The 21,447-nt window shown below is 64.2% G+C and carries 16 protein-coding genes; 4 read left to right on the forward strand and 12 right to left on the reverse strand.

The features are described 5' to 3' along the window. Positions 1-162 precede the first annotated feature (162 nt). The 8 genes from VT84_RS40955 to VT84_RS19175 all read right to left on the reverse strand — a co-directional run bounded on the left by VT84_RS40955 (position 163) and on the right by VT84_RS19175 (position 12,638). Entirely contained in the window at positions 163-1,152 is a 990-nt protein-coding gene (locus VT84_RS40955) for a DUF1559 domain-containing protein (RefSeq protein WP_052554582.1), read from the reverse strand. Positions 1,153-1,204: 52 nt separating this feature from the next. After that, entirely contained in the window at positions 1,205-1,882 is a 678-nt protein-coding gene (locus tag VT84_RS19150; protein WP_082840641.1) for a hypothetical protein, read from the reverse strand. Between the two features lie 17 nt (positions 1,883-1,899). After that, on the reverse strand, positions 1,900-2,928 hold the full coding sequence (locus VT84_RS40960; protein WP_082840642.1) for a DUF1559 domain-containing protein: 1,029 nt from the start codon (positions 2,926-2,928) through the stop codon (positions 1,900-1,902). A 333-nt stretch (positions 2,929-3,261) separates the two neighbouring features. Further along, a complete protein-coding gene (locus tag VT84_RS38680) occupies positions 3,262-3,477 on the reverse strand; it encodes a hypothetical protein (protein ID WP_157469631.1) in 216 nt (71 codons plus the stop codon). Between the two features lie 37 nt (positions 3,478-3,514). Next, positions 3,515-6,112, reverse strand: coding sequence for an amidohydrolase family protein (locus VT84_RS19160; protein WP_082840643.1), 2,598 nt, complete (start codon positions 6,110-6,112; stop codon positions 3,515-3,517). Continuing rightward, the gene (locus tag VT84_RS19165) at positions 6,082-7,629 is read right to left on the reverse strand and encodes an amidohydrolase family protein (RefSeq protein WP_082840644.1); all 1,548 of its coding nucleotides are present in this window, start codon (positions 7,627-7,629) and stop codon (positions 6,082-6,084) included. The genes VT84_RS19160 and VT84_RS19165 overlap by 31 nt, the downstream gene beginning before the upstream one ends. Positions 7,630-7,745: 116 nt before the next feature. Then, positions 7,746-10,442, reverse strand: coding sequence for a PAS domain S-box protein (locus VT84_RS19170; protein WP_082840645.1), 2,697 nt, complete (start codon positions 10,440-10,442; stop codon positions 7,746-7,748). An 825-nt stretch (positions 10,443-11,267) separates the two neighbouring features. Next, on the reverse strand, positions 11,268-12,638 hold the full coding sequence (locus tag VT84_RS19175) for an acetylxylan esterase (RefSeq protein WP_082840646.1): 1,371 nt from the start codon (positions 12,636-12,638) through the stop codon (positions 11,268-11,270). 293 nt (positions 12,639-12,931) lie between these two features. Here VT84_RS19175 and VT84_RS19180 point away from each other — a divergent pair, with 293 nt between their 5' ends. Next, positions 12,932-13,942: an alpha/beta hydrolase gene (locus tag VT84_RS19180; RefSeq protein ID WP_082840647.1), complete on the forward strand. Its 1,011-nt coding sequence runs from the start codon at positions 12,932-12,934 to the stop codon at positions 13,940-13,942. A gap of 59 nt (positions 13,943-14,001) precedes the next feature. Here VT84_RS19180 and VT84_RS19185 read toward each other — a convergent pair whose 3' ends face one another. Continuing rightward, positions 14,002-14,529 carry a hypothetical protein gene (locus VT84_RS19185; protein WP_052554603.1) on the reverse strand — a complete coding sequence of 176 codons (528 nt, stop codon included), beginning with the start codon at positions 14,527-14,529 and terminating at the stop codon, positions 14,002-14,004. Between the two features lie 290 nt (positions 14,530-14,819). On the opposite strand from VT84_RS19185, the gene VT84_RS19190 reads away from it, so the two are divergent. Next, positions 14,820-15,224: a bleomycin resistance family protein gene (locus tag VT84_RS19190; protein WP_082840648.1), complete on the forward strand. Its 405-nt coding sequence runs from the start codon at positions 14,820-14,822 to the stop codon at positions 15,222-15,224. Between the two features lie 8 nt (positions 15,225-15,232). On the opposite strand, the gene VT84_RS19195 is transcribed toward VT84_RS19190, so the two are convergent. Next, positions 15,233-15,706: a cupin domain-containing protein gene (locus VT84_RS19195; protein ID WP_082840649.1), complete on the reverse strand. Its 474-nt coding sequence runs from the start codon at positions 15,704-15,706 to the stop codon at positions 15,233-15,235. 84 nt (positions 15,707-15,790) lie between these two features. Next, entirely contained in the window at positions 15,791-16,969 is a 1,179-nt protein-coding gene (locus tag VT84_RS19200) for a M24 family metallopeptidase (RefSeq protein WP_082840650.1), read from the reverse strand. A gap of 206 nt (positions 16,970-17,175) precedes the next feature. On the opposite strand from VT84_RS19200, the gene VT84_RS19205 reads away from it, so the two are divergent. Beyond that, positions 17,176-17,712 carry a GlcG/HbpS family heme-binding protein gene (locus tag VT84_RS19205; protein WP_082840651.1) on the forward strand — a complete coding sequence of 179 codons (537 nt, stop codon included), beginning with the start codon at positions 17,176-17,178 and terminating at the stop codon, positions 17,710-17,712. Positions 17,713-17,929: 217 nt separating this feature from the next. Here the strand turns inward: VT84_RS19205 and VT84_RS19210 are convergent, their stop codons facing one another. After that, the gene (locus VT84_RS19210; protein ID WP_052554614.1) at positions 17,930-19,822 is read right to left on the reverse strand and encodes an aspartate kinase; all 1,893 of its coding nucleotides are present in this window, start codon (positions 19,820-19,822) and stop codon (positions 17,930-17,932) included. 274 nt (positions 19,823-20,096) lie between these two features. Here VT84_RS19210 and VT84_RS19215 point away from each other — a divergent pair, with 274 nt between their 5' ends. Further along, positions 20,097-21,374, forward strand: coding sequence for a PQQ-binding-like beta-propeller repeat protein (locus VT84_RS19215; RefSeq protein WP_052554617.1), 1,278 nt, complete (start codon positions 20,097-20,099; stop codon positions 21,372-21,374). Positions 21,375-21,447: the final 73 nt, after the last annotated feature.

Genomic DNA, 21,447 nt, shown 5'->3' on the forward strand with positions numbered 1-21,447 from the left:
AAAAGCCGAGCCCCGGCACAGATACCTTCTGTGCCGGGGCTCGGCTTTTAACGTGGTTCTGGCCCCGGAAGCGCTCTCGAAGGTCCGGGGCTCAACCCGACTGGGCGCCAGCGGGCGTCACATCTGGAGCGCACCCCTGGCTTTCAGCACCGAGTGCGTTTCTTAATCGAGGTTCGTTCCCCCACCGTAATCCCAGTCGTAAACGGCCCCGTACCACGCATACTGGCCGACCGACTGGCGGACCGTGCGCACGCTCCCGTCGCTCATTACGACCTGGAGGCCGCCGAGACTGAAGCTCTGGGCCAGGTCGTACCGGCAATCGGCCGCGGTGGGCCGACTCTGGAACGGGCCGATCGGGGGCTTCGTCCAGTACTGGTCGGTCGAGTAGTCGTAGGTGTAGGCGCTGATCCAAAGGGTAATCATGTAGTACGGGTCGGGCGAGTACGGCTCGCCCTTCTGGTAGTAGTACCCGAAGTTCCACGCCTGCTGGCGGATGTAGTTGTACGTCGTGCCCGGGGACCAGTAGTACGAGATCTTGGTCTGGCAACTCGAGTACCCCTCGGCGAACATCACCACGTTCGAGGTTCCGTTGTTGAACTTCGCCAGGGTCTTCGAGGAGTACAGGGCCGAACCGTTCGGGAGGTAGCTAACGGGGCTGTTGTTCTTGGGGTCCGTATCGATGGTCGGATCATTCGGGGCGATGTACGTCTTCACCTTACCCCCGGGCGCCTTCCAAGACAAATTGGCCGTGAACGCCCCCTGCGTGTATTTCCCCTGCTGGTACACGTTCCCACTCAGGGTCGTGGCCCCAGACTTGAAGTGCGCGTCCTGCTCGACATAGGGCAAAAGGCCGTAAAACACGTTCCCCACGTACCCGATCCCGTAGGGGTAGTAGTACGTCTGGGATGCGTCCTTACCGATGTAGACGTAGTCCCCGTAGGCGTCGGGCATCTTCTTGGTAGCGCTCTCGTAGTTGTGTGCCGCCAGAGCCAGTTGTTTGAGGTTGTTCTGCCCCTGCGTGCGGGCCGCGGCCTCGCGCACCTTCTGGACCGCGGGCAACAACAGCCCGATCAGGATCGCAATGATCGCGATCACCACGAGCAGCTCGATCAGCGTGAAACCGGCACGGGTACGAATCAATATCCGACTCATGAACGTCTCCCGAATGGGACCGCACGTGCGGCCGTGATAAACAAAAACGCGCTCAGTTCGTGAGGACCAAATCGAAGGTCGTGTTCCCAGCCACGGTCAGCTTGAGGGGATTAACCGGCCCGCCCTGGCCGTATTTGATGTGAGCGCCCCGATACCGGGCTTGCTCCCGGGCCGGGATAGTGAACCGCAACTGTTCCAGAAACGGCCCCGGCAAACGCGGGGCCACCATGCCCCGTCGGGGTAGACCGCCCTCCCCCGCTCCTTTTTGAGCGAACGGAAGCACCACGCGCCCGTTTGGGTCCAACAGGACGAGGACCGAGGCCGGCCCGTCCGTGGCGCCGGTCACCGTGTAGCTCCCGGTTCCGTCGACGACACCGGGCGACAGGAGCAGTCCGTTCGACGTAAACAGCAGCACCCGGCCCGCGACGAGGGGTTCACCGTTCAGCGTCGCTCTGCCCGAAACGGTCGATTCCCCGCCCCGGGCAATAGCAAAGCCCGGTCCGTCGGACACGATCCGGGGACCGTTCCGGGCACTAGGCAACCCAGCGAGTGGGGCCACTTGTCCGGAAACGGCGGTCGGCCTTTCCCGGTTCGTTTGGGCGCCGAAGGGTAACGAATCATCGTCGGTTGGTGCCGATTGGACCTCGGACGCCGGGTCCGTACCGCACCCCCCGAGGAGCGCGGCGCCGAGAACCAGCGCCACGAGCCCCGAGGCGAGACACGTCCGCATGGCAGTGTCTCCCGGATTCACAGGTCATTGGAAATGTCGCCGGCAGCCGGGGTGAGTGCCGCTTCCCAACTTGTGGTACTGACCCCGGCCCGGACCCCGCGGACGCTCCCGTCCATGAACCCGACCTGGATCACCCCGGACGAGTGGGATTGGGGAAGCGCGGAGTCACAAGAGTAGCTCTGAGGCTTGTTCTCGAAGGTCTTCCCGGCCACCCGCGCGAACACCGGGGCGCCGGCCGTGAACGTGTACGTGTAGTTGTACGTGTTGGCCCCGTCGGAGTACGAGTAGCTCGAGGTCTGGAGCCCGGCGTCCTCGGCGTTCATCGCCCAGTACCCGAGACGGTACCCGTAGGAGTACGTGTACGTGTACACGTTACCGTTCCACGACCCGCTGCCCTCGCCCCACGAGTAACAGTACCCGTACCCCTCGGCGATCCCGATGGTGTTGCTGCTCCCGTCGGTGATCCCCAAGATCGTGCGCTTCCCGTCGAACACGTCGCTATTGGCGATGTAGCTCAGGGCCGGGGACTGGTCGTAAGCAGTCAGGTCGTTGGGTGCGATCAGCACCTTCACCGATGGGGCGCTCCAGTCGTAGCTGCCCCCGCCGGATGCGTTCCGGTTGGCGTAGGTCGCGGAAGCGAAGTTGGTAGTAGTCTGAGTGTTGTAGTTGTACTGGCTGAACGCGCCGGTGTTGGCGGTGAAGATGTTGCCCTGTTCGAGGTACGGGAACAGGTGGAAGAACGCGGGTCCGTTCACACCCCCGGGCGTTCCATAGGGGTTGGTACCGCCACCGGGCGAGCCCGTGGGTTTGGCGGGGGTCCACCCGCACGCGGGCGGAAACTTGTTGTTCGCGTCGTGGTAGCTCTGGGCCGCCAGACCGATTTGCTTCAGGTTGTTCTGCCCCTGGGCCCGCGCCGCTGCGTCGCGCACCTTCTGCACGGCCGGGAGCAAAAGTCCGATCAGGACCGCGATGATCGCGATCACCACCAACAACTCAATGAGCGTGAAACCGGCCCGAACCGCTGGGACGTGCCGCACCCGTGACATCGGGTGTCCTCCGGACGAGCGCGCGGGAGGGCCGTTAGGCCTTCGGCCGCGGATCGTCACTTACGTGAAGGGATAAACAACCAGGAGCGAGCAGCGGGAGAGGTGACGGACGGGTGAGAATCTTGCGAGTCCCGTCCCGGTGAGCGCGAACCGTTCTTCTCTTCCCCGGTCCGGCGTTCCAGCGCCGGACCGGGTCATTTCATGGCAGAACTCGCCGTTCCGGCGGCGAGGCGGCCCGGATCGCACTCAATTTTTAACAATTTCCCCTCAGACCCTCGTTCTGTCAAGCGAATAAATACTTTTTCTTCACATGTCACACTTGGCGACAATCCATCATTTTTCCAGCATTTCCGCAGCCGCAATAAGAAACGAAGCCCTACAAACTCGAAAACCGAGCGGAGATTTTGGAACCTCTTCTTCAAAATCGGCGCCCAAAATTATGAACTTCTGCACAAAATTGTTAAAATCCATAGTGTGCGGAACTCTTGAATTGAAGACGACCTCTGCCAGAAATGAGCCATAAAAACGACGGCGGGGAGCCGTTTTCATGGCTCCCCGCCGCTCTGACATTCAATATCCGATCGGATCACGGTGAGCCGTTCGACGCACCGGGGGACTCGCTGGTCCGGCGCTCGTTCAGCCGCTTCTGGTACTTGTCGAACAGGCGCGTTTGCTTGCTGGTCGGCTCGTAGGGCCGGCCCTCGATGAACACCGACAGCACCTGCGTGGACGCCTGCAACACGTCGCCGTTGGCGATCACCAGATTCGCCCGCTTCCCGGCCTCGACCGTGCCGAACCGGTCCGACACACCCAGGATCTCGGCCGGCCCCGTGGTGATGGCCTTGAGTCCCGCTTCCGGCGGCAAGCCGTAAGCTACGGCCATCGCCGCTTCGTAGGGGAGGTTCCGCGTGTTGTTCGACCCGGCCGAGCGGATGCAGAACTTCACCCCGGCCTCGTGCAGCTTCGCAGCGGCAGCATACGACGCATCGTACTTGTCCCCGATCTCCCGCGGCAGGCTCATGATCGGCCCGAGGATCACCGGCACGTCGCGCTTCTTGAGTTCACTCGCGACCTTCCAAGCCTCGGTGCCGCCGCTGATGATCGGCTTCACCTTCAGCTCATCGGCCAGTTTGAGGGCACCGAGAATATCGGCCTTGCGATCCGCGGTGAACACCACCGGTTTCTCGCCGCGCACGTAGGGGAGCAGCGATTCCAGGCGCGGGTTGGTGGTTACGGGTGCGCCGGCCTTCTGAGCCGCGTCGTAGCGCCGGGCCGTCTCAAAGAGTTCCTTCAGCTTGTCCAGCTTTTCCGTGCGGCGGAACCGCGCGGCCGAATTGTCCCCGCTATCGAACGCCACGTTCGGGCCGAACCCCCGCGGCGCCGGCTCACTGGGGTACTCGATGTGCAGCGACAGTCGGTCCTGAACGACCATCTCGGCCGGCACCCAGCCCGCCAAGTTGATGAGCGCCCCCTGCCCCGGGAGGAGCGAGCCGGTCGGTCGCGTGACGACCGTGGTCACCCCGTTCGCACGGGTCACAGGAATCAGTTCCGAGTCCGGGTTGATCCCGGCACTCGCCCGGAGGTCGGGCTGGAAGTCGCCCCCATCGCGGGAGTCGTTCGTTTCGCGGGCGGAATCGATCTCGACCAGCCCGAGGACCGTGCCCGCGTCGATCATGCCGGGGTACAGGTGCAACCCGGTGCAATCGACCGTGCGCGCGTCCGCGGGTGCGTCGACCTTCTCGCCCGCGCGGACCACTTGTGCAATCCGCCCGCTCGCGGCGTCCACCACGACCGTACCCGCGAACGCCGGCTTGCCGGGCTGGTGAACCGTTCCGCCACTGAGTACGTAAGTGCCACGCGGCAATTCGGGAATCGCGGGGAACTTCGCAACCGGCTTGGCCGGCGCCGCTTTCGCAGAGTCGGACGGAGCGAACTTCTCCGAGCGCTGGAAGTACACTTCGCCCTCGACCAGTGTCATCTCGCACCGGGCATACGAGTTGAGCGGGTGCCCGGTGAAGATCGCGAGGTCCGCGTCCTTGCCGACTTCGATTGTGCCGAGGCGCCCGTCCAGCCCGAGTTGCTTTGCCGGGTTCAGGGTGATCGCGTGGATCGCTTCTTCGGGCGTGAACCCGCAGTACTTCACGAGCTTCGCGGCCTCTTGGTTCAGGTGCCGCATCAGTTCGTTGTCGTCGGACTTCAGGCACACGGTCGCGCCCGCGTCCTGGAGCAACTTGGCCCCGTAGGGAATCGCGTCGAACGCCTCGATCTTGTACGCCCACCAGTCGCTGAACAGGCTCACGCTCGCGCCGTGTGCGGCGATCTCGGGAGCGACCTTGTAGCCCTCCAGCACGTGCTGGAGCGACCGCACCTTCACGCCGAAGCGCTCCGCGACCCGGAGCAGCATCAGGATCTCGTCGGAACGGTAGCAGTGCGAGTGGACGCGCAGGTCGCCCGCGAGCACGTCCACGAGGGCTTCGAGCCGCAGGTCGCGCCGCGGTTCCGGGAGCGGGTCGCTGCCACCTTTACTCGCTTCGTAATCGGCCCACTTCTTGCGATAGGTCTGGGCTTCCGTGAACGCCCGGACGAGGACCGCTTCCACGCCGAGCCGACTGTTCGGGAACCGCCCGTCGGTGCGCTTGACGTTCTCGCCGAGGGCGAACTTCACCCCGCGCGGCGCATCCGCCACGAGCATCTCGCGTGCGGACCGACCGTACTTCATCTTGATGACAGCGTCCTGCCCGCCGATCACGTTGGCACTCCCGTGCAGCAGCCGGGCCATCGTCACGCCGCCGCCCAGGGCGCGGTAGATCTGAACGTCTTCGGAATCGATCACGTCGCGCACGCGGACCTCGGGCACGACCGAGAGCGACCCCTCGTTCACCCCGCCGCTAATGGCGAAGTGCGAGTGCGTGTCGATGATCCCGGCCATCACGAACATGCCCTCGGCGTCGAGCACCGGAACGCCCTTCTCCGCGGCCAAGTCGGTCCCGATGGCGCGGATCTTCCCACCGCGAACGAGGATGTCGGTTCGCGGCAGCGTCTTACCGGTGCCCGTAATCACGGTCGCGCCGCGAACGAGTACGTCGCCATTGGTCTTGAACGTAGGTTTGCGGTCCGCCTCGATTTCGGTGGTCGCGCGATCGGAACCGAGTGTCAGCACGATCGCGCGGAGAGCATCGACCACGAACGTGGGCGTGTTCCGATCCGGGGTCGGTCCGCCGCCCCCTCCAGTCGGGCCTTTTGGCGTCGGGGACGGAGCGGTGGGGGGGTCTTGGGGGCCGGGGTCGTGTCAGGATCGGTCATCGGGCGCGGGCGCCCGCCCTTCTTCGGAACGATCGGCTCGCTCCCTCCGCCCCCTGCGGGCGGAGTTGCGGCTTCCAGGTCGAAGCGCACGCCGTCGGCGAACGCGAACTTGTACTTCGTGGCACTCGCGTCAAAGTCCCCGTCGCACACGACGAGGTGGGCCGAGCGCCCCTTCGAGATGCGGCCCACTTGCGGAGCGACTCCGAGGATGTCCGCGGCCGTGCTGGTCAGCGCGGCGAGCGCCACGTCCGCGGGCAACCCGGCGGCGATCACCTTGCGCACGTTCTCCCGGAACCGGTTGACGGCCAGCCCCTGCGTCGTGAACGCGAACGGAACCCCGGCCTTGTGCAGGACCGAGGCACAAGCCACTTCTTCCTTGCGGACGCGCTCACGGTCCTCGCGCACGCGCACCGGCAGATCGGCCTCGCGCTCGGGAGCGGTGGCGAAATCGAGCCGCAGAACAACGGGGACTTTCTCTTTGGCGAGCCGATCGACCACCTTCCAGGCGCTGCGCCCGCCGACGATCATCGGCTTCAGTTTGAACTCCGCGGCGAAATCGAGCGCGCGATGGATCTCGTCGGCCGAGTCCGCCTCGAGCGCGACCGGCAGTTTGCCATCAAGGGCCGGCCAGAGCGCTTCGAGGCACGGATCCGCGGCCGGGCGCTTGCCCGTCTTCCCGCGCGCCTCGTAAGCGGCCCACTGGCGCTTCAGCCACCCGGCGTCGAGCATCGCTTGCCGCCCGTGCGCGATGACGCCCATGAGCGCGACCGGGTACTCCCCTCCAACCACGCGCCCGAATCGCGCGTGGAGTGCGACCGGCGCCCGAAGGATAGCGTCGCGCGGAACGGACCCGCTGAGGCTCACCAAGGTGCTCGTCCCGGAGAAGTACCCGCCGTCGGGGGTGACCAGGTGGGCCGTGAAACCGACCCGGCGCCACGGGGCGACGGCCTCTTCATCGAGCTTGAGCGCCGTCTGGGTCGCGAACTCGGGAGTGACGCCCTTGCGGTTGTCAGGTTTCGTGGCGACGAGCGGATCGGCGGCCATATCCTCGGCCGCGGGCGGGCCGCCCAGGGACCGGCGCAGCGTGGCATCGAACCCGCGGGCGCTCCCCGCGTCGACGAACCCGGGGTAGACGGTCAGCCCCTTACCCTCGGTCACGAGGGCATCGGGCGGAACCGTCACGTCCGGCCCGACGGCGGCGATCAGCCCGTCGCGAACGACGATCGTAGCTTTTGGGAGCACCGTCCCGGCCTCGGCGACAACCCGAGCGTCGCGGATCGCGTAGGCCGTCGGGCGCAGGTCGGACGAGTTCTGGGCACTGACGGGAACGAAGAGCGCGGCGAGCAGTGCGCCGAGCGGCGCGCTAAACAGCGCGAAACGGAGGCGTCTGGTGTTCATTGTGGCGCGAGATCCGGGGGTCGAATGTGAGAGGTGAGCGTAGTTGTACCACGCCCGCCCCCGCCCGCCGCAAGAAATTCGGCGCGGATCGGCGGAACTTTCCGCCCCGGTCGGTGTCACCCGGCGCCTTCGGCCGGGACGGGCGGGTCGAGGAGAATTGGCAGCGTGAACGTGAACTCCGCGCCGCGCGGGCGTGCGGGTGCGAGCACGAGCCGGCCCCCGTGCGCCTCGATGATGCCGCGGCTGATCGTCAGCCCGAGCCCCATCCCCTGTTTCTTGGTGGTATAGAACGGCTCGAACACCCGGCGCAGCCCCTCGGCGTCGAAGCCGGGACCGGAATCGATCACCCGGACACACACGCTCGGACCCGTGAAAGCCGTTTCGATCACGATCCGGCGCTCGATCACCGGCAAACTCGTGAGCGCATCGGCCGCGTTCCGGATCAGGTTCAGAAGCACCTGTTCGATCTGAATGCGGTCCGCCTGAACGAGCGGGAGCTGGACGCCCAGGCGCGGGACCACGCGGATCCCGTGGTGCCGCAACTCCGGGCCGACCAGGGCGAGCGCGTCGCCCACGACGTCGTTGATCGGGGCCGCGGCGCGCTGCGGCTCCCGCTTGCGCATGAACTCGCGCATCCGATGGATGATCCCCGCGGCGCGCTCCGCCTGCGCGACCGCCAGGTCCAACCCCTCCACGATCTCGGCCGCGCCCCCGGTCCCGGCGCGGAGCCGGAGCGCGGAGCCGCGGCAGTAGTTGATGACCGCGGTGAGCGGCTGGTTCAGTTCGTGCGCGAGGACCGCGGCCATTTCCCCCACGAGGCAGCACCGGGTGACGTGCGCGAGTTCGGCCTTGTGCTGGCGCAGTTGCTCCTCCGCGTGCCAGCGGGCCGTAATGTCGGTGAACGACACCACCACCGGGCGCGCCGCGCCCGGGGGCGCGGGGAGCGCGTGGGCGCTAATCATGAGCCGGACGAACGGGCCGCGCGCCGGGGACGCCAAAAAGGTTCCGCCGGCGCTCAGCGCCTCGGACCGGCGCACGACCTCCCACGGGAACAGGGCCGGTGGTAACGGGCGCCCGTCCTCCCGTAGCGCGAGCCCGGTCCGCTCCGTCAGGGGCGCGCCGATCAGCCCGTCGAGGCGCTCCCCGAAGATCCGCGCCGCGCTCTCGTTGCACGTCTGCACGCGCCCGTCCGGGTCCAGGGACACGACCCCTTCGCGCAGCGCGGAGAGCACGCGCCGGTGGCGCTCCTCGCTCTCGCGCAGGGCGCGCTCTTGCTGCTTGCGCTCGGTAACGATCTGCAGGGTGGACGTGACCAGGTTCGGCGGGACGAACGAGTACGCGACCAGCACGTCCGTTAGCCCGCCGGTCGGTCCGGACCAGGGCATCCCGGCCCAGCGGAACTCCGCCGTAAACGGAACCCGGTCCCGGTAACACCGGTCCACGTTCGCGCGGTGCTCCGGGCGCGCCGCGTGGACCTCGGACAGCTTCCACCCGAGCAGCCGGGTGAGTCCTTCGGTGTACAGGGCCTTGGCCGCGTCGTTAAAATCGGCCAGAACGAAATCGTCCCCGTCCGCGCGCCAACAGACGCTCGCGAGCGGGGCGTTGTGGAACAGGTCTCGGAACCGCTCCTCGCTCTGCCGGAGCTGCTCTTCGGAGCGCTTGCGATCGGTCACGTCGCGCCCGACCGACTGGAACTCGATCAACTGGTTCCCGGCGCTGAACAGGCCGCGGTTCGTCCACTGCTGCCAGCGAACGGAACCGTCGGGCGCCAGAACCCGGTGCTCGACGGTCGCCGCGGGGCACTCGGGTGCGATGGAAGCCAGGGTCCGCCGAACCAGTTCCCGGTCCGACTCCGGGACGAGCCCCCAAAACATTTGCCCGATCAGTTCGTCCGCGCGCCGCCCGAAGTACCGACAGCACGCCCCGTTGACAAAGGTGAGCGTCCCGTCGGGCCGGAACCGGCACACCTGCTCCGTCTGGGATTCCACCACGGCGCGAAACCGCTGCTCGCTCTCCCGCAGTGCGTGTTCCGCGCGCCGCGAATCGGTTACGTCCCAGTGCGCGACGGTGGCCCCGGGCGCGCGCCCGGTCAGGGCCGCGACCCGAATCTGGTACCACCGGATTTCGCCGTCGACCCGGAACGGGCACTCCGCGGTGAACCGGCCCAGCGCTCCGTTCAGCACGGCACACACCCCGCGCTCGACGGCCGCGGCCCCTTCCGAGTAGGGGCCGGTTATTCGACTGCAGACGTCCAGGTAGTCGCTCCCCACCCCCCGGTCCGCACCGGGTTCGTAAGGCCGGAACACGCGCTCCCAGGCCCGGTTGATCGCGGTCACGGTCCCGGACCGGTCGAGCACCACGACCGGCACGTCCAGCGAATCAATAAGCCCACGGTCGGCCCCGGGTTCCGGGTCGGACAGCGGCCCGTGCCCGGGCGCCGCGTCGTGAACCGCCACCAGAACGGTACCGTCGGGTAGCGGAGTGAGCGCGACCGCTACCGAGAATTCGGCGCCGTCCCGGCGCCGGGCGCGCGTGTTGAACCGGAGGACCGGCGCGCGCCCCGGAGCGGGGGTGCCCGAGTCCGCCCGGGGCCGATCGGAACGAACCGGCGCGACCCCCGGCACGAGCGCGTCAATATGAGCCCCGACGAGTTCACCGGGCGCGCACCCGAACTGTTCCCCCGCGCGCCGGTTCGCGAACCGAACAACGCCCCCGGGACCAACGGTCAGGAGCCCCTCGCTCAGCGCGTCGAGAACGACCTCCGCTGCCGACTGAAGGCACGCGGAACCGGCAGAAGTACGTGTGTGTGGCATGAAACTCGTTAGCGGAGGGACCGCTATCGGCCCACCCTCCGGAGCGGTTCGACCAGCAAAAGCGGCGCGAAGGAACGAAGCGGGACGCGGTCACGCGGGCGATGAGACCGTTCCCAACTGCGATCCTCCAAAAACGGGCTGAAAGCACGGTAGCACGACGGTTCATTATTCAACTAATCATCCGGAGCGGCAACGAGCAAGGGACAAATAGCCGTACCGCGTGCGGGTTCCGGTCCGCATCGAATGACGTGACAGAATTAACGATATCGCAATGTTTGATAATTTTACCAAGCGCCAACGCAACGCCACAAAACCGAAACCCAATCTGCGAATTCGACAAAACAACATACTCTGATGGCCCGGCCATCTTTCCTTTTGTTCACTAGCGTATAATTGGGTGTATCGGAACCACGGGCAAGCCCCGCTCCCACAAAACATGAGCCGTCTGGGCGGGAGTGTTATCCGATTGTTAGCCGGATTCGAGAGCAGAAGGGTGTTTTTTCGAGGGTTATTAACCGATGTTAGCCGCGAATGTGCGCATCTGATTGAGCAAGAGCGCAGCAACATGTTGCGACAACAGTGTTTAAGAATCGAAAATCCGATCTCAATCGCGTCGCAGGGCCAAAACGTTAGCATTTGTTACTGGCGATTGGACCGAAGGTCGGTAGGTACCTTCGGCGTGCCGGAATCGGGTAAATGTCCCAAGCCCAAAAGTAAAATGAAGAACCGCGGATAACGCAGATCAGACAACTGACAATTCTCTCCCACAGGGACGGAGTGAGTAGCCCGAGGCTACGTTTCACCTCGGGCAGACCATCTGCGGTATCACTCGTTGGTTGAAGGCTTGGGCGCAATCGGTTCCTTGATGTACCGCTCGGCGTACTTCAGGAACGTCGGCCAGTTCGGACCGGTGGTGTGCCCGCCCGCGTGCTGGCGGAACGCGATTTCGCCGTCGATAAGGGCGGTCTCCTGAGCGGGGAACTCGGCGGTCCCCAACCCTTTCTTGCCCAATAGTTTGTACACCGGCTCGGCCGCGACCCCGGCCATGAACATGCCGCGTGCGTCGATCCAACCGCCCTCGACTTGGAGGGAACCAACGCTGATGAGCACCGGACGCGGAGCACACAGCGCGATCAGTTCGTGAGCATCCACCGGAAGATCCTTCGCGGTGAGCGGTCCCGCGTACTTGATGTAGTTCCCGGCCATCCAATGGTACTCACCGGTCCCGGCAACGTTCTCCACCTTCTCCCCGTAGTCGCGGCGGTGGAGCTTCGCGCCGCCCGCGCCGGACGACCCGATGAACCCGATCGCGAAGCGCTCGTCGTAAGCCATCGTGACGATCGCCGCTTTCCCGTACCGGGACAGGCCCTCAATGCCTACCCGCTTGGCATCCACGGCTGGATCGGTCTCGAAGTAGTCCAGTGCCCGACTCGCGCCCCAAGCCCAGGCCCGCAGAGCGCCCCAATCGTCGACCGCGCGGGGCTGTCCCTTGTTGCACAGCCCGATGATTCCCGTCGTCAGCCCCGCCCCGTTGTCGGCCTGAACGCTCGTCGGGGTGATGATCGCGTAACCCCACCCCTTCGCGAGAACCTGTTGTTGCCAACTCGGAGCGGCACCGGCCTTGGGGGCCGGTCCCTTGCCCCCGAAGTTGAACCCGAACTCCATAATCACCGGCACCGGTCCCTTCGTGTCCGCGGGCGTGGTGAGCGTAAGCTGGATGTCCACGGTGATGAGCGGGTACGAAGAGTTATCGACGTGGCCGACGAGCTTTTTCGCGACGACCGGAACGTCGCCGACCGTCTGCTTCTCGGTCGCGGTCACCTCCCACTTCACTTTGGGGGTGTTCTTGGGCACCCGGCCGTAAACTTCGCGGTCGAAGTCCTCGGCAATCTCGGCCCGGCGCTTCGCCCATAACGCTGGGGTCACCTTCGTGCCGTCCTTCATCACGAGCGGGTCGGGCAGATCGGGGTACGGGTTGGCCTTCGACTCGTCGAGATTGGCGGCGTTGGCCGACTTCGGGTTCCCATCGGCGCCGCGGCGGATCTCCTTGATTTTGAGAAGTTCCATCAGCCGCTTGTGATCCTCTTGTGCGGTCAGTTTGACCGGCGGTTTGGGCGGATCTTCAGCGCGCCCCAGCGGGGAGAGGTACCCCGTGAGAAGGAGTGCCACAGCGACCGAGACGGGAGAGTGTCGCATGAGGAGTCTCGTTGTGATGAACGAACCACAGCCACACGGCAATCGATTGTGCCGGGTGCACCGCAGGTTTGCGAAGCGATCGTCATTCTATCGACGTTACACCCGCGATCCGGAGCCGTGTACCTCACGAGATGCGAACGGACACGAAACGTAGCGCGCGTATTCCGACTTTCTTCGGGCAATACCAGGAACGGTAAGGTCGAGGCGATTCGAGTGGTGCACTCGTACCCACAGGGAACGGAACTTCTACACCACTTCTAACTGCCCGTTTCTCTCCTGTCGGGAGGTATCGAATGAGAACCGTGCTGACTTGTGCGATCGGCCTCGGACTCGCCGGAGCCGCCGTCATGACCCTCGCGCACGCGACGGGACAACCACCGGCCCCTGCACCAGCTCCGAACCCGGACTCGCAGTACCGGCTCGGCCCGGACTCACTGCCGCAAGAGGGGGTTCCGAAGGGGGAAATCAAAGGACCGTTCACGCTCCCGTGTGAGGTCTACCCCGGTACCCAGCACACGTACTGGGTTTACGTACCCGCGCAGTACGACCCGAAAATCCCGACCGCGCTCATGGTGTTCCAGGACGGTCAGGCGTTCAAAGACGAGAAGGGAGACATGCGGGCACAAAACGTGATGGACAATCTGATCTACCGCCGGGAGATCCCGGTCATGATCGGCGTGTTCATCAACCCCGGCCGCAAACCGGAGCAACCCGAGCCGACCCCGCGTGATTGGGGCGACCGGAACACCAACCGGCCGACCGAGTACAACTCGCTGGATGATAAGTATGCTCGCGTGATTACGGAAGAACTGCTACCAGCGCTGGCCAAGGATTACAACATCTCGAAAGACCCGGAGATGCGCGGGATCGGTGGGTCGAGTTCGGGCGCGATCGCGGCGTTCACCGTGGCGTGGGAGCGCCCGAGCCAATTCCGCAAAGTGCTGAGCAACGTCGGCAGTTTCGTCAACTTGCGTGGTGGGCACGTGTACGCGGACAAAGTGCTGGAGGCCGAGAAGAAGCCGCTCCGGGTGTATTTGTGCGACGGGCGCAACGACAACCGCGGGCTTCGGGGCGGGAAGTACGACGAGAAAATGGACTGGTTCCACCAGAACGTGCGCCTGATGAAGGCCCTGACGAAAAAGGGGTACGATGTGAACTACTCGTGGGGCATGAACAACCACGGGCAAAAGTTCGGTGGGGCGATTCTGCCCGAGATGATGCGCTGGCTCTGGCGGGATGGGCCGGTGTCCACCGATCCCAGGGACGAAATCGAACGCGGGTTCCGTCAGCCGGTCAAGAAATAGAGGCCATCGTTCTCCGAAACGACAAGAGCCGCCCACGCGGGGCGGCTCCGAAACTCGCACTACTTCTTGCGAACGAGTTTCATTGTGGCACAGTGATCCTCGGCCGGCTTACCGTTGACCCAGGCGACCCCACTGAACTCGATGTGGTCGTCGTCGACGAAGGTGAGAGTCCCTTCGTGCATGTGCATGTCCTTCTTGGGGTCCAGGTTCGTCCCGCCCGAGAACACCCAGCGGATCTGGTTGGCAGCCGACTTCGGGTCGGCCTTCATTCGAGGTTGGTTGCCGAGCGCGCAGTAGTGCGTCATGACCAGGTCGGCCCCGTCCCGGTGGTACACGGACACCATCTCCATCGCTTCACCGGGGAACAGCGTCTCTTGAACCGTGCTCCCACCGGCGGTGACCTTGATGACCGACACGACCTTGTCGGTCGGCTTGCCGTCCTTGTCCGCTTCCACCCAGGTACCGGCCAGCTTCTTCAGCCGCTCCAGCCCCGCGTGCGAGGTTTGGGCGGGTTTGTCGTCGCCGCGTGCCCCGGCCCCGAGCGCCACCAGCACCACAACAGCCCCCGTCACCGCGATCGTCCGCATAACTGGCTCCTTTGGGCGAAATGCTTCCACCACCACAGTGGTGGTAGAACTGCTCCCGGATCGGGCGCCTCTGAAAGCGTGCGAAAAGAATTACACGCGAGTGGTGTCCGACAAAGGTCAGTAGCGGGCACGCGAAATGAGCCAACAATCCCGCAACGGAGCAACCGGAACGAGCAGAATCGTCCCAACACACAGGATCGACACGCAAATCATCAAACGTCTACCAACCTTGCCGACTAACTTGCACCGCGTTTACCCTTCCACCATTCCCAAACGCATCCGAGGAACGAATGGACATCGCTTGCTTAACTCCGATTTTGAACGTGTCCGATATGGCGGCCAGTTTTGCGTGGTTCGAGAAACTGGGCTGGAAGAAGTTGTGGGATTGGGGCACGCCGCCGACATTCGGGGCGGTTGGGAGCGGGAAGGTGGAAATCTTCCTCTGTTTGGGCGCCCAGGGGTCACGAGGTGGACCAGTCCCTCGGCACGCAGACGATGACGATACGGGTGGCGTGTGGATGTCCTGGTTTCTCAACAGCCCGGCCGACGTGGATGCCGCTCATGCGTTGGCCGTATCGCACGGCATGACCGTCACGCAACCGCCAACAAACGAGCCGTGGGGCGTCCGCGAGTTCCACTTGCGGCACCCCGACGGCCACACATTCCGCGTGGGCGCGGGAACGGGTTCAGCGTGAGCAGTGCATCAACTCCCAGGTAACAGAAGTTTGATCCCATATCGGGGAGCCGCGGCTTTCAACCGGTCGATCTCGTCTGGGGCTGGCGGGGGAACAGTTGTTGCCCCCTCTGCGAGTGGCGCTCCGACCTCGAAGAACATCTCCTCAAGACCGGCCGGAGCGACCGAAATGAGCATGCGGGCCGGCCGATCCGACTCGTTTTTGAACGCATGCGGGGTTCCGGGCGACACGTTGGCGAACATGCCCGCCATCACCACGTGTTTCTCGTCACCAACGGTCAGAGCGATTTGGCCTTCGAGAACGTAAAATCCTTCTTCCTCCCGGCTGTGAACGTGCGGAGGTGGACCACCACCCGGCGGAACGAGTGCTTCCCAAAGGGCGTATTTGCCACCCGTCTCACTACCCGTCGCAAGAAATCGGTAAATGTCACCAACAACAGCAATGGTGCGACCCTGAGCCGCAGAACGGATAGTGGGCAGCATTTCGGTCCTCAGTTAATCGGTCAACGCGCGAACAAGCATATCAAATCCGCCTTTCTTGGTGCCGGCTACGAAGCGGAACCGATTTCACACAAGTATCAGTTCGAGCTGTCGGGACGAGAGGAACTCGCACCCCGTGGCGGTGACCAACACATCTTCCTCCAATCCAACAATCCCGGAACCGGTCGGTATGCCTAATTCCAGGGTAAAAACATTGCCCACCTCGACTGCGGCTTCCACGTTACGCCCGTAACACGGCCAACGCGGTCCCAACAAGGTACCGCCATCGTGGACCGCCCGTCCCAGCCCGTGCCCGAGTCCGTGCTTGAACTCCGGGTACCCGGCCGTCACCACAACACTTCGAGCAGCCGCATCTACCTCGAATCCGCGCACGCCCGGGCACAGAGCTTCAGCCCCCGCGTCGATAGCCCACACTACCGTCTCGAACGCGCGCCGAACGTCCTCCGGCGGTCCCGACTCACCCGGTCGTCGAACATACCACATCCGCTGCATGTCCGAGCAGTACCCTTCAATGCGCACGCCCAAATCGATGTGGACCAAGTGCCCCGCTTCGATGCGGACCGTTTCTGACGGGTACGTGTGCCCGAGGTCCGACGCCGGACCGGTGTTGACGATCGGACACCCCTCAAGTGGCCACGCCGGTGACACGCCGTGTTCGGCGAACCGCGCATGGACGAACGCGGCCAGTTCCCGCTCGCTCAGCCCCGGTTGGATGTGCGAGGTAATCTGTTCGACGATCCGCTCAGTCACAGCCACGGCCCGCCGAATCCGGTCGACCTCCGTTGACGACTTACGCCCGCGCAACCGTGCCAGCAGCGGGGCAGCGCTGGTCAACCGATCGAGATACGGCGTGCCGCTCAGGAGTTGCTCGAGGAGGAGCCAGTGCCCGTGGGTCAACCCATCGGCGGTCACGTCGTCGAGGCTGTAATTCAGGCCGATGGTTCGTGGGTCGAGGCGCTGAAGTGCAGCCAGCAGAGGCCCACGAATGTCTTCGTCGTAGCCGATCACCTCCCGGAAAACGCCTTTCGCACGAATGGCCGACGTGTCGAAGTTGGCGACAATCGCGACGCGCTCTCCGCCGACGCCGAAGAGGAACGCCGAGTTCCGCACCACTCCCGCCCCAACAACCTGCTCGATCCCCGGGTCCGGGTGCAGTTCCGTCTCGCGCGCGAAGGTCAGCCAACAGTCCAGCCCGGTTTCGGCCAAAAGCGCCTGGGCTTGATCCGCCTTTTCGTGCAGTAGCATGTCCCCTCCCTCAATCCGTGCGCCAGAGGCTCAAGTCGGCCCATGCCGGTGATCGTAACGACTGATTCTTGACAACAATACAACCTCGTGCGGGAAGCGTTGAATGATCTGGAGCGGCAGCCCGGGCTTTCGCCCCGAGCACACCGTGGAAGTAAAACAGCACTCGTGTCGCGAAACTCGCGCACCACCCAACATGGAGAACCGTCGTGTACCTCTCCCGCATTGTGCTCGTTCTGATTGGTTTGGCCGCAATTGCCCCGATCGCTTTCGCCCAAGAGAAAAAGCCGCCGCTGGTAACGCACGCGCGCGTTCAGTTGAACCTCGCGGGAGCAGAAACGGCTGTCGAAGGTGCGAAGAAGAAAGCCGCAGCGATGGGGCTGAAGAGTAACATCGCCGTCGTCGATGATGGCGGGCACCTGCTGTCGTTCGCCCGAATGGACGGAGCGCGCCCGGCGAGTGGGTCTACTGCACTGACTAAAGCAGTCTCGGCCGCAACCTTTCGCCAAGAGACGGGGGCGCTCCCCGCTAAAGGCGAACCGGACGCGCTCCTGAGTTTGAGCATTCAAAACGCTGCAGCTGCAAGTGGCGGAAAGATCACAACCTTGAAGGGCGGGATACCCATCATCGTGGACGGTCAAGTAATTGGTGCGATCGGGGTCGGCGGTGGGTCCGGTGAACAGGATGCGGAAGTGGCAAAGGCCGGCGTTCAGGCACTGCTCGACGCACTGAGCGAGAAGAAGTAATCCGTGCGGGTTGCCAAACCCGTTGATTTCCAGCAGGGACTCGAACGTGATGTAATCGACGTCCGAGTCCTGTGCCCGATCAAAGCGCGTGGGCCTTGATTTGGCGATTGGAGTACGCTGAGATTTGGCACTTCCGGTCTACAGCTAGCTGTTCGCAACCGCCGCAGATCGCTCCCGGGCTAGAACGTACACATCGTGGTAACCCGGCATTGGCGTTTTACCCTAACTTGAACGCTTCCGTCAGGCAGGCAAGAGCCTCTTCACCTCGGGCACGCTCGACTACCACCCCGACGCACACCTCGCTCGTGTTAATCATGCTGATGTTGATGCCCTTCGCGGCTAGCGCGCCGAACATCGTGCGGGCTACGCCGGTGTGCGTCCGCATCCCCACCCCCAGCACAAACAGCACCGCGATGTCGCCGTCACCCACCACGCGACACGCCGGGTCGATCTCGCGCACCACATCCTGAGTGCGTTTCAGCGCGCGCGTCAGATCGGCGCGGGGCACGGTAAATGAGAGTTCTGCCTTCGCAGGGCCGCTCTGGTTCTGGACGATCATGTCCACCAGAATTCCACCGGTCGCGACCGCGTTGAACACGCGCGAGCAGTTCCCCGGCTTGTCCGGCAAGTCGTGAACCGTAACGCGGCTCTGTTCGGTGTTCAGATGAACGCCGCTCACGAGAACATCTTCCATCCCCTCGAGCCGCGCAATAGCCGCCTCGCGGTCCTTGGATGCCGCGACCATGAGCGGGTTCGGGCGCGGCTTAAATTCGCCGCTCGCGGGTGGTTCTCCAGCTCCCTTGCGTGACAGCGGTAGCGCGAATGCGGCGTGAACCGCGCGCAGTGCCCGGCGCCCGCGGACCGCCTTCTTGCTCTCCAGGTGCGCCTTCTTGATCGGCTCGCCCGTCGGCGCTTCGATGATCCCCGATTCGGCCGCGCCGTCCTCTTCCACCAGCACGCTGATCTTGATGTCGCCGGTGGTAATCATCTTCAGGTTCACGCCCTCGATCGCGAGCGCCTGGAACATGCGCTCCGCGACCCCGGAGATGTAGCGCATCCCGGCACCGACCACTGACACCTTGCTGACCTTGCCCGTCTCGTTCAGTGCCGCCCCGAGTTCCGCCACGATGGGTGCGAGGATCTTCTTGGTGCGATCGAGTTCGGTGTTCAGTACGGTGAACCCGATCGTGGCCTTGCCCCCCTCCCCCACGCTCTGCGCGATCATGTCCACTGCGATGTTCGCGTCGGCGAGCACGGCAAAGACGCGGTGACTCACGCCCGGGCGGTCTGGCACGCCCTCGAGCACGAGCCGCGCTTCGTCCGCCGCGAGCGCGACCCCGCACGCAGGGATTTCACTCATCCACGAAGCTTCGGGAACGATCCAGGTGCCGATCGCGTCGGACTTCGCGTTCCGCACCATGAGCGGCACGTCGAATTTCTTGGCGAATTCGATCGAGCGCGAGTGCATCACGCCCGCGCCCATGCTCGCCATCTCCAGCATCTCGTCGTAACTGATCGCGTCCATCTTGCGCGCATCAGGCACGATGCGCGGGTCCGTCGTGTACACACCATCCACGTCGGTGTAGATCTCGCACTCGACCTCGTACCCCGCGAGCTTTACCGCGGCAGCCACGGCCACGGCCGTGGTATCGCTCCCGCCGCGCCCCAGCGTGGAGATGTCCCCGAGTTCGTCCACGCCCTGGAACCCCGCGAGCACGACGATGTGCCCGCTATCGAGCGCCTCACACAAGCGCACGGTGTCGATCTTCTTGATGCGGGCCTTGCGGTGCGTGCTGTCAGTCACGATGCCGATTTGCGGGCCGGTAAAGCTGACCGCGCGCTCGCCGAGTTCGTGGATCGCCATCGCGGTGAGAGCGATCGAGATCTGCTCGCCGGTCGCGAGGAGCATGTCCATTTCGCGCGCGGACGGCGAACTGGTGATCTGGCCGGCTTTGGCGATCAGGTCGTCGGTGGTGCTGCCCTGTGCGGACACGACGACGATCACTTTGCTCCCGGCGTGTTTCGCGCGAATGGCCTTACGCGCGGCTTCCATGACGCTCTCCGCGTCCTTCACGCTCGACCCGCCGAACTTCTGAACGACGACCCCCACGGCCGCACCCCTTGATATCGAGATTCCGAACGAGAATCAGAGGGTGTTGTAACGACGGCCCGCTTCGGCTTCCAGTAACGCAAGGTATTCACCGCAACCGCTCTCCGAAGAGCGTGCGGCACTCACGGCACCGAGTGTCATACAACTCCGCCCACAGACAAATGAAAACCGGCTCACGAAGCGATTCCCGGGTCGGTTGGATCGTTGCGGATCGCCGTGAGTTTCGTTACCTTCTGTCAGTACCCGCCCCGAATTCCGCCAAGGGACTCATCCCGTGAATCGCTTGTTCCTCGTGACTTTGTTCTCGATCGCAGGTCTTGCTGCGCCCGCGTCTGCCGACAACTGGCCGCAGTGGCGCGGGCCGAAGAACGATGGCCACTCGGCCGAAAAGAACCTGCCCACCGAATGGAGCCAGGACAAAAACGTTGTTTGGAAGTTCAAGATGCCGGGCATGGGTGCCGGTACCCCGATCGTGTGGGCGGACAAGATTTTCGTGACCTCGGTCGATGGCGACGACATCGTGCTGCTCTGCATCGGCACCGATGGCAAAGAAAAGTGGAAACAGAAAGTGTCCGGCACCGGCAAGGTGAAGTACCGGAACCCGTCCGGGGCCGACGTGTCCGATGCGTCCGCGTCCTGCTCGACCGACGGCAAGCACGTTTGGGCGTTCGCCGGGAGCGGTGACCTCGCGTGCTTCGACCTCGACGGCAAATTGGTCTGGAAAGACGACATTCAAAAGTACGGCAAGTTCCGCATCCAGTTCGGCGTCCACTGGACCCCGGTGCTCTATAAGGGCCGCCTGTACCTTCAGGTAATGCACCGCGGCGCACAACTCGTCGTCGCGCTCGACGCCGCGACCGGCAAAGAAGTGTGGAAGAAGGACCGCCCGGGTTACAGCAAGGGCGAGAGCCCGGACGTGTACGCCTCACCGTTCATCTGGGAGGGCGAGGGTGAGCCACTCCTCGTTGCACACGGCAACGACTTCTGCACCGGTCACAAACTGACCGATGGAACGGAAGTCTGGCGTGTGACCGGATTGAACCCGAACAGCAGCGGCGCGTGGCGGTTCGTTTCCAACCCGCTTGTGCTCCCGGACCTGATCGTAGTGCCATCGTGCAAAGACGGGCCGACGGTCGCATTTAACCCGGTCGGCGCGAAGGGGGAAATCACCCCTGACAACAAGGCCGAGTTGTGGCGCGTACCTGCAAGCGCGAACTTCCGGACCCCGGATGTCGTCGCTCCGATCCGCGTCGATGACGTGGTATACCTGACCGGCGACGGCCCGTTCACCGCAGTCGAAGCGAAAACCGGGAAGGTCATTTACCGGGAGGCTCTGACCAAGTTCGTCCATCGCGGGCACATGGCCGTGGGTGATGGCAAAATCTATGTCCCCGCAGCGAACGGCACGACGGATGTGATTCAAACAGGGAAGGAATTCAAGAAGCTTGCCACAAACGTCCTGCCCGACACCGTATTCGCCGGTCTCACTATTGCGGACGGGCGAATCTACTTCCGCGGGTACAACTACCTGTGGGCAATCGGAACGAAGTAGCCGTTCTCCCTGAGAAAAATGCCGAGAGCCGAGGTACCAAACGGTGGCTCGGCTCTCGGCACGTTGAGGGTTC

This window comes from Gemmata sp. SH-PL17, assembly GCF_001610855.1.
Lineage (GTDB): Bacteria > Planctomycetota > Planctomycetia > Gemmatales > Gemmataceae > Gemmata > Gemmata massiliana.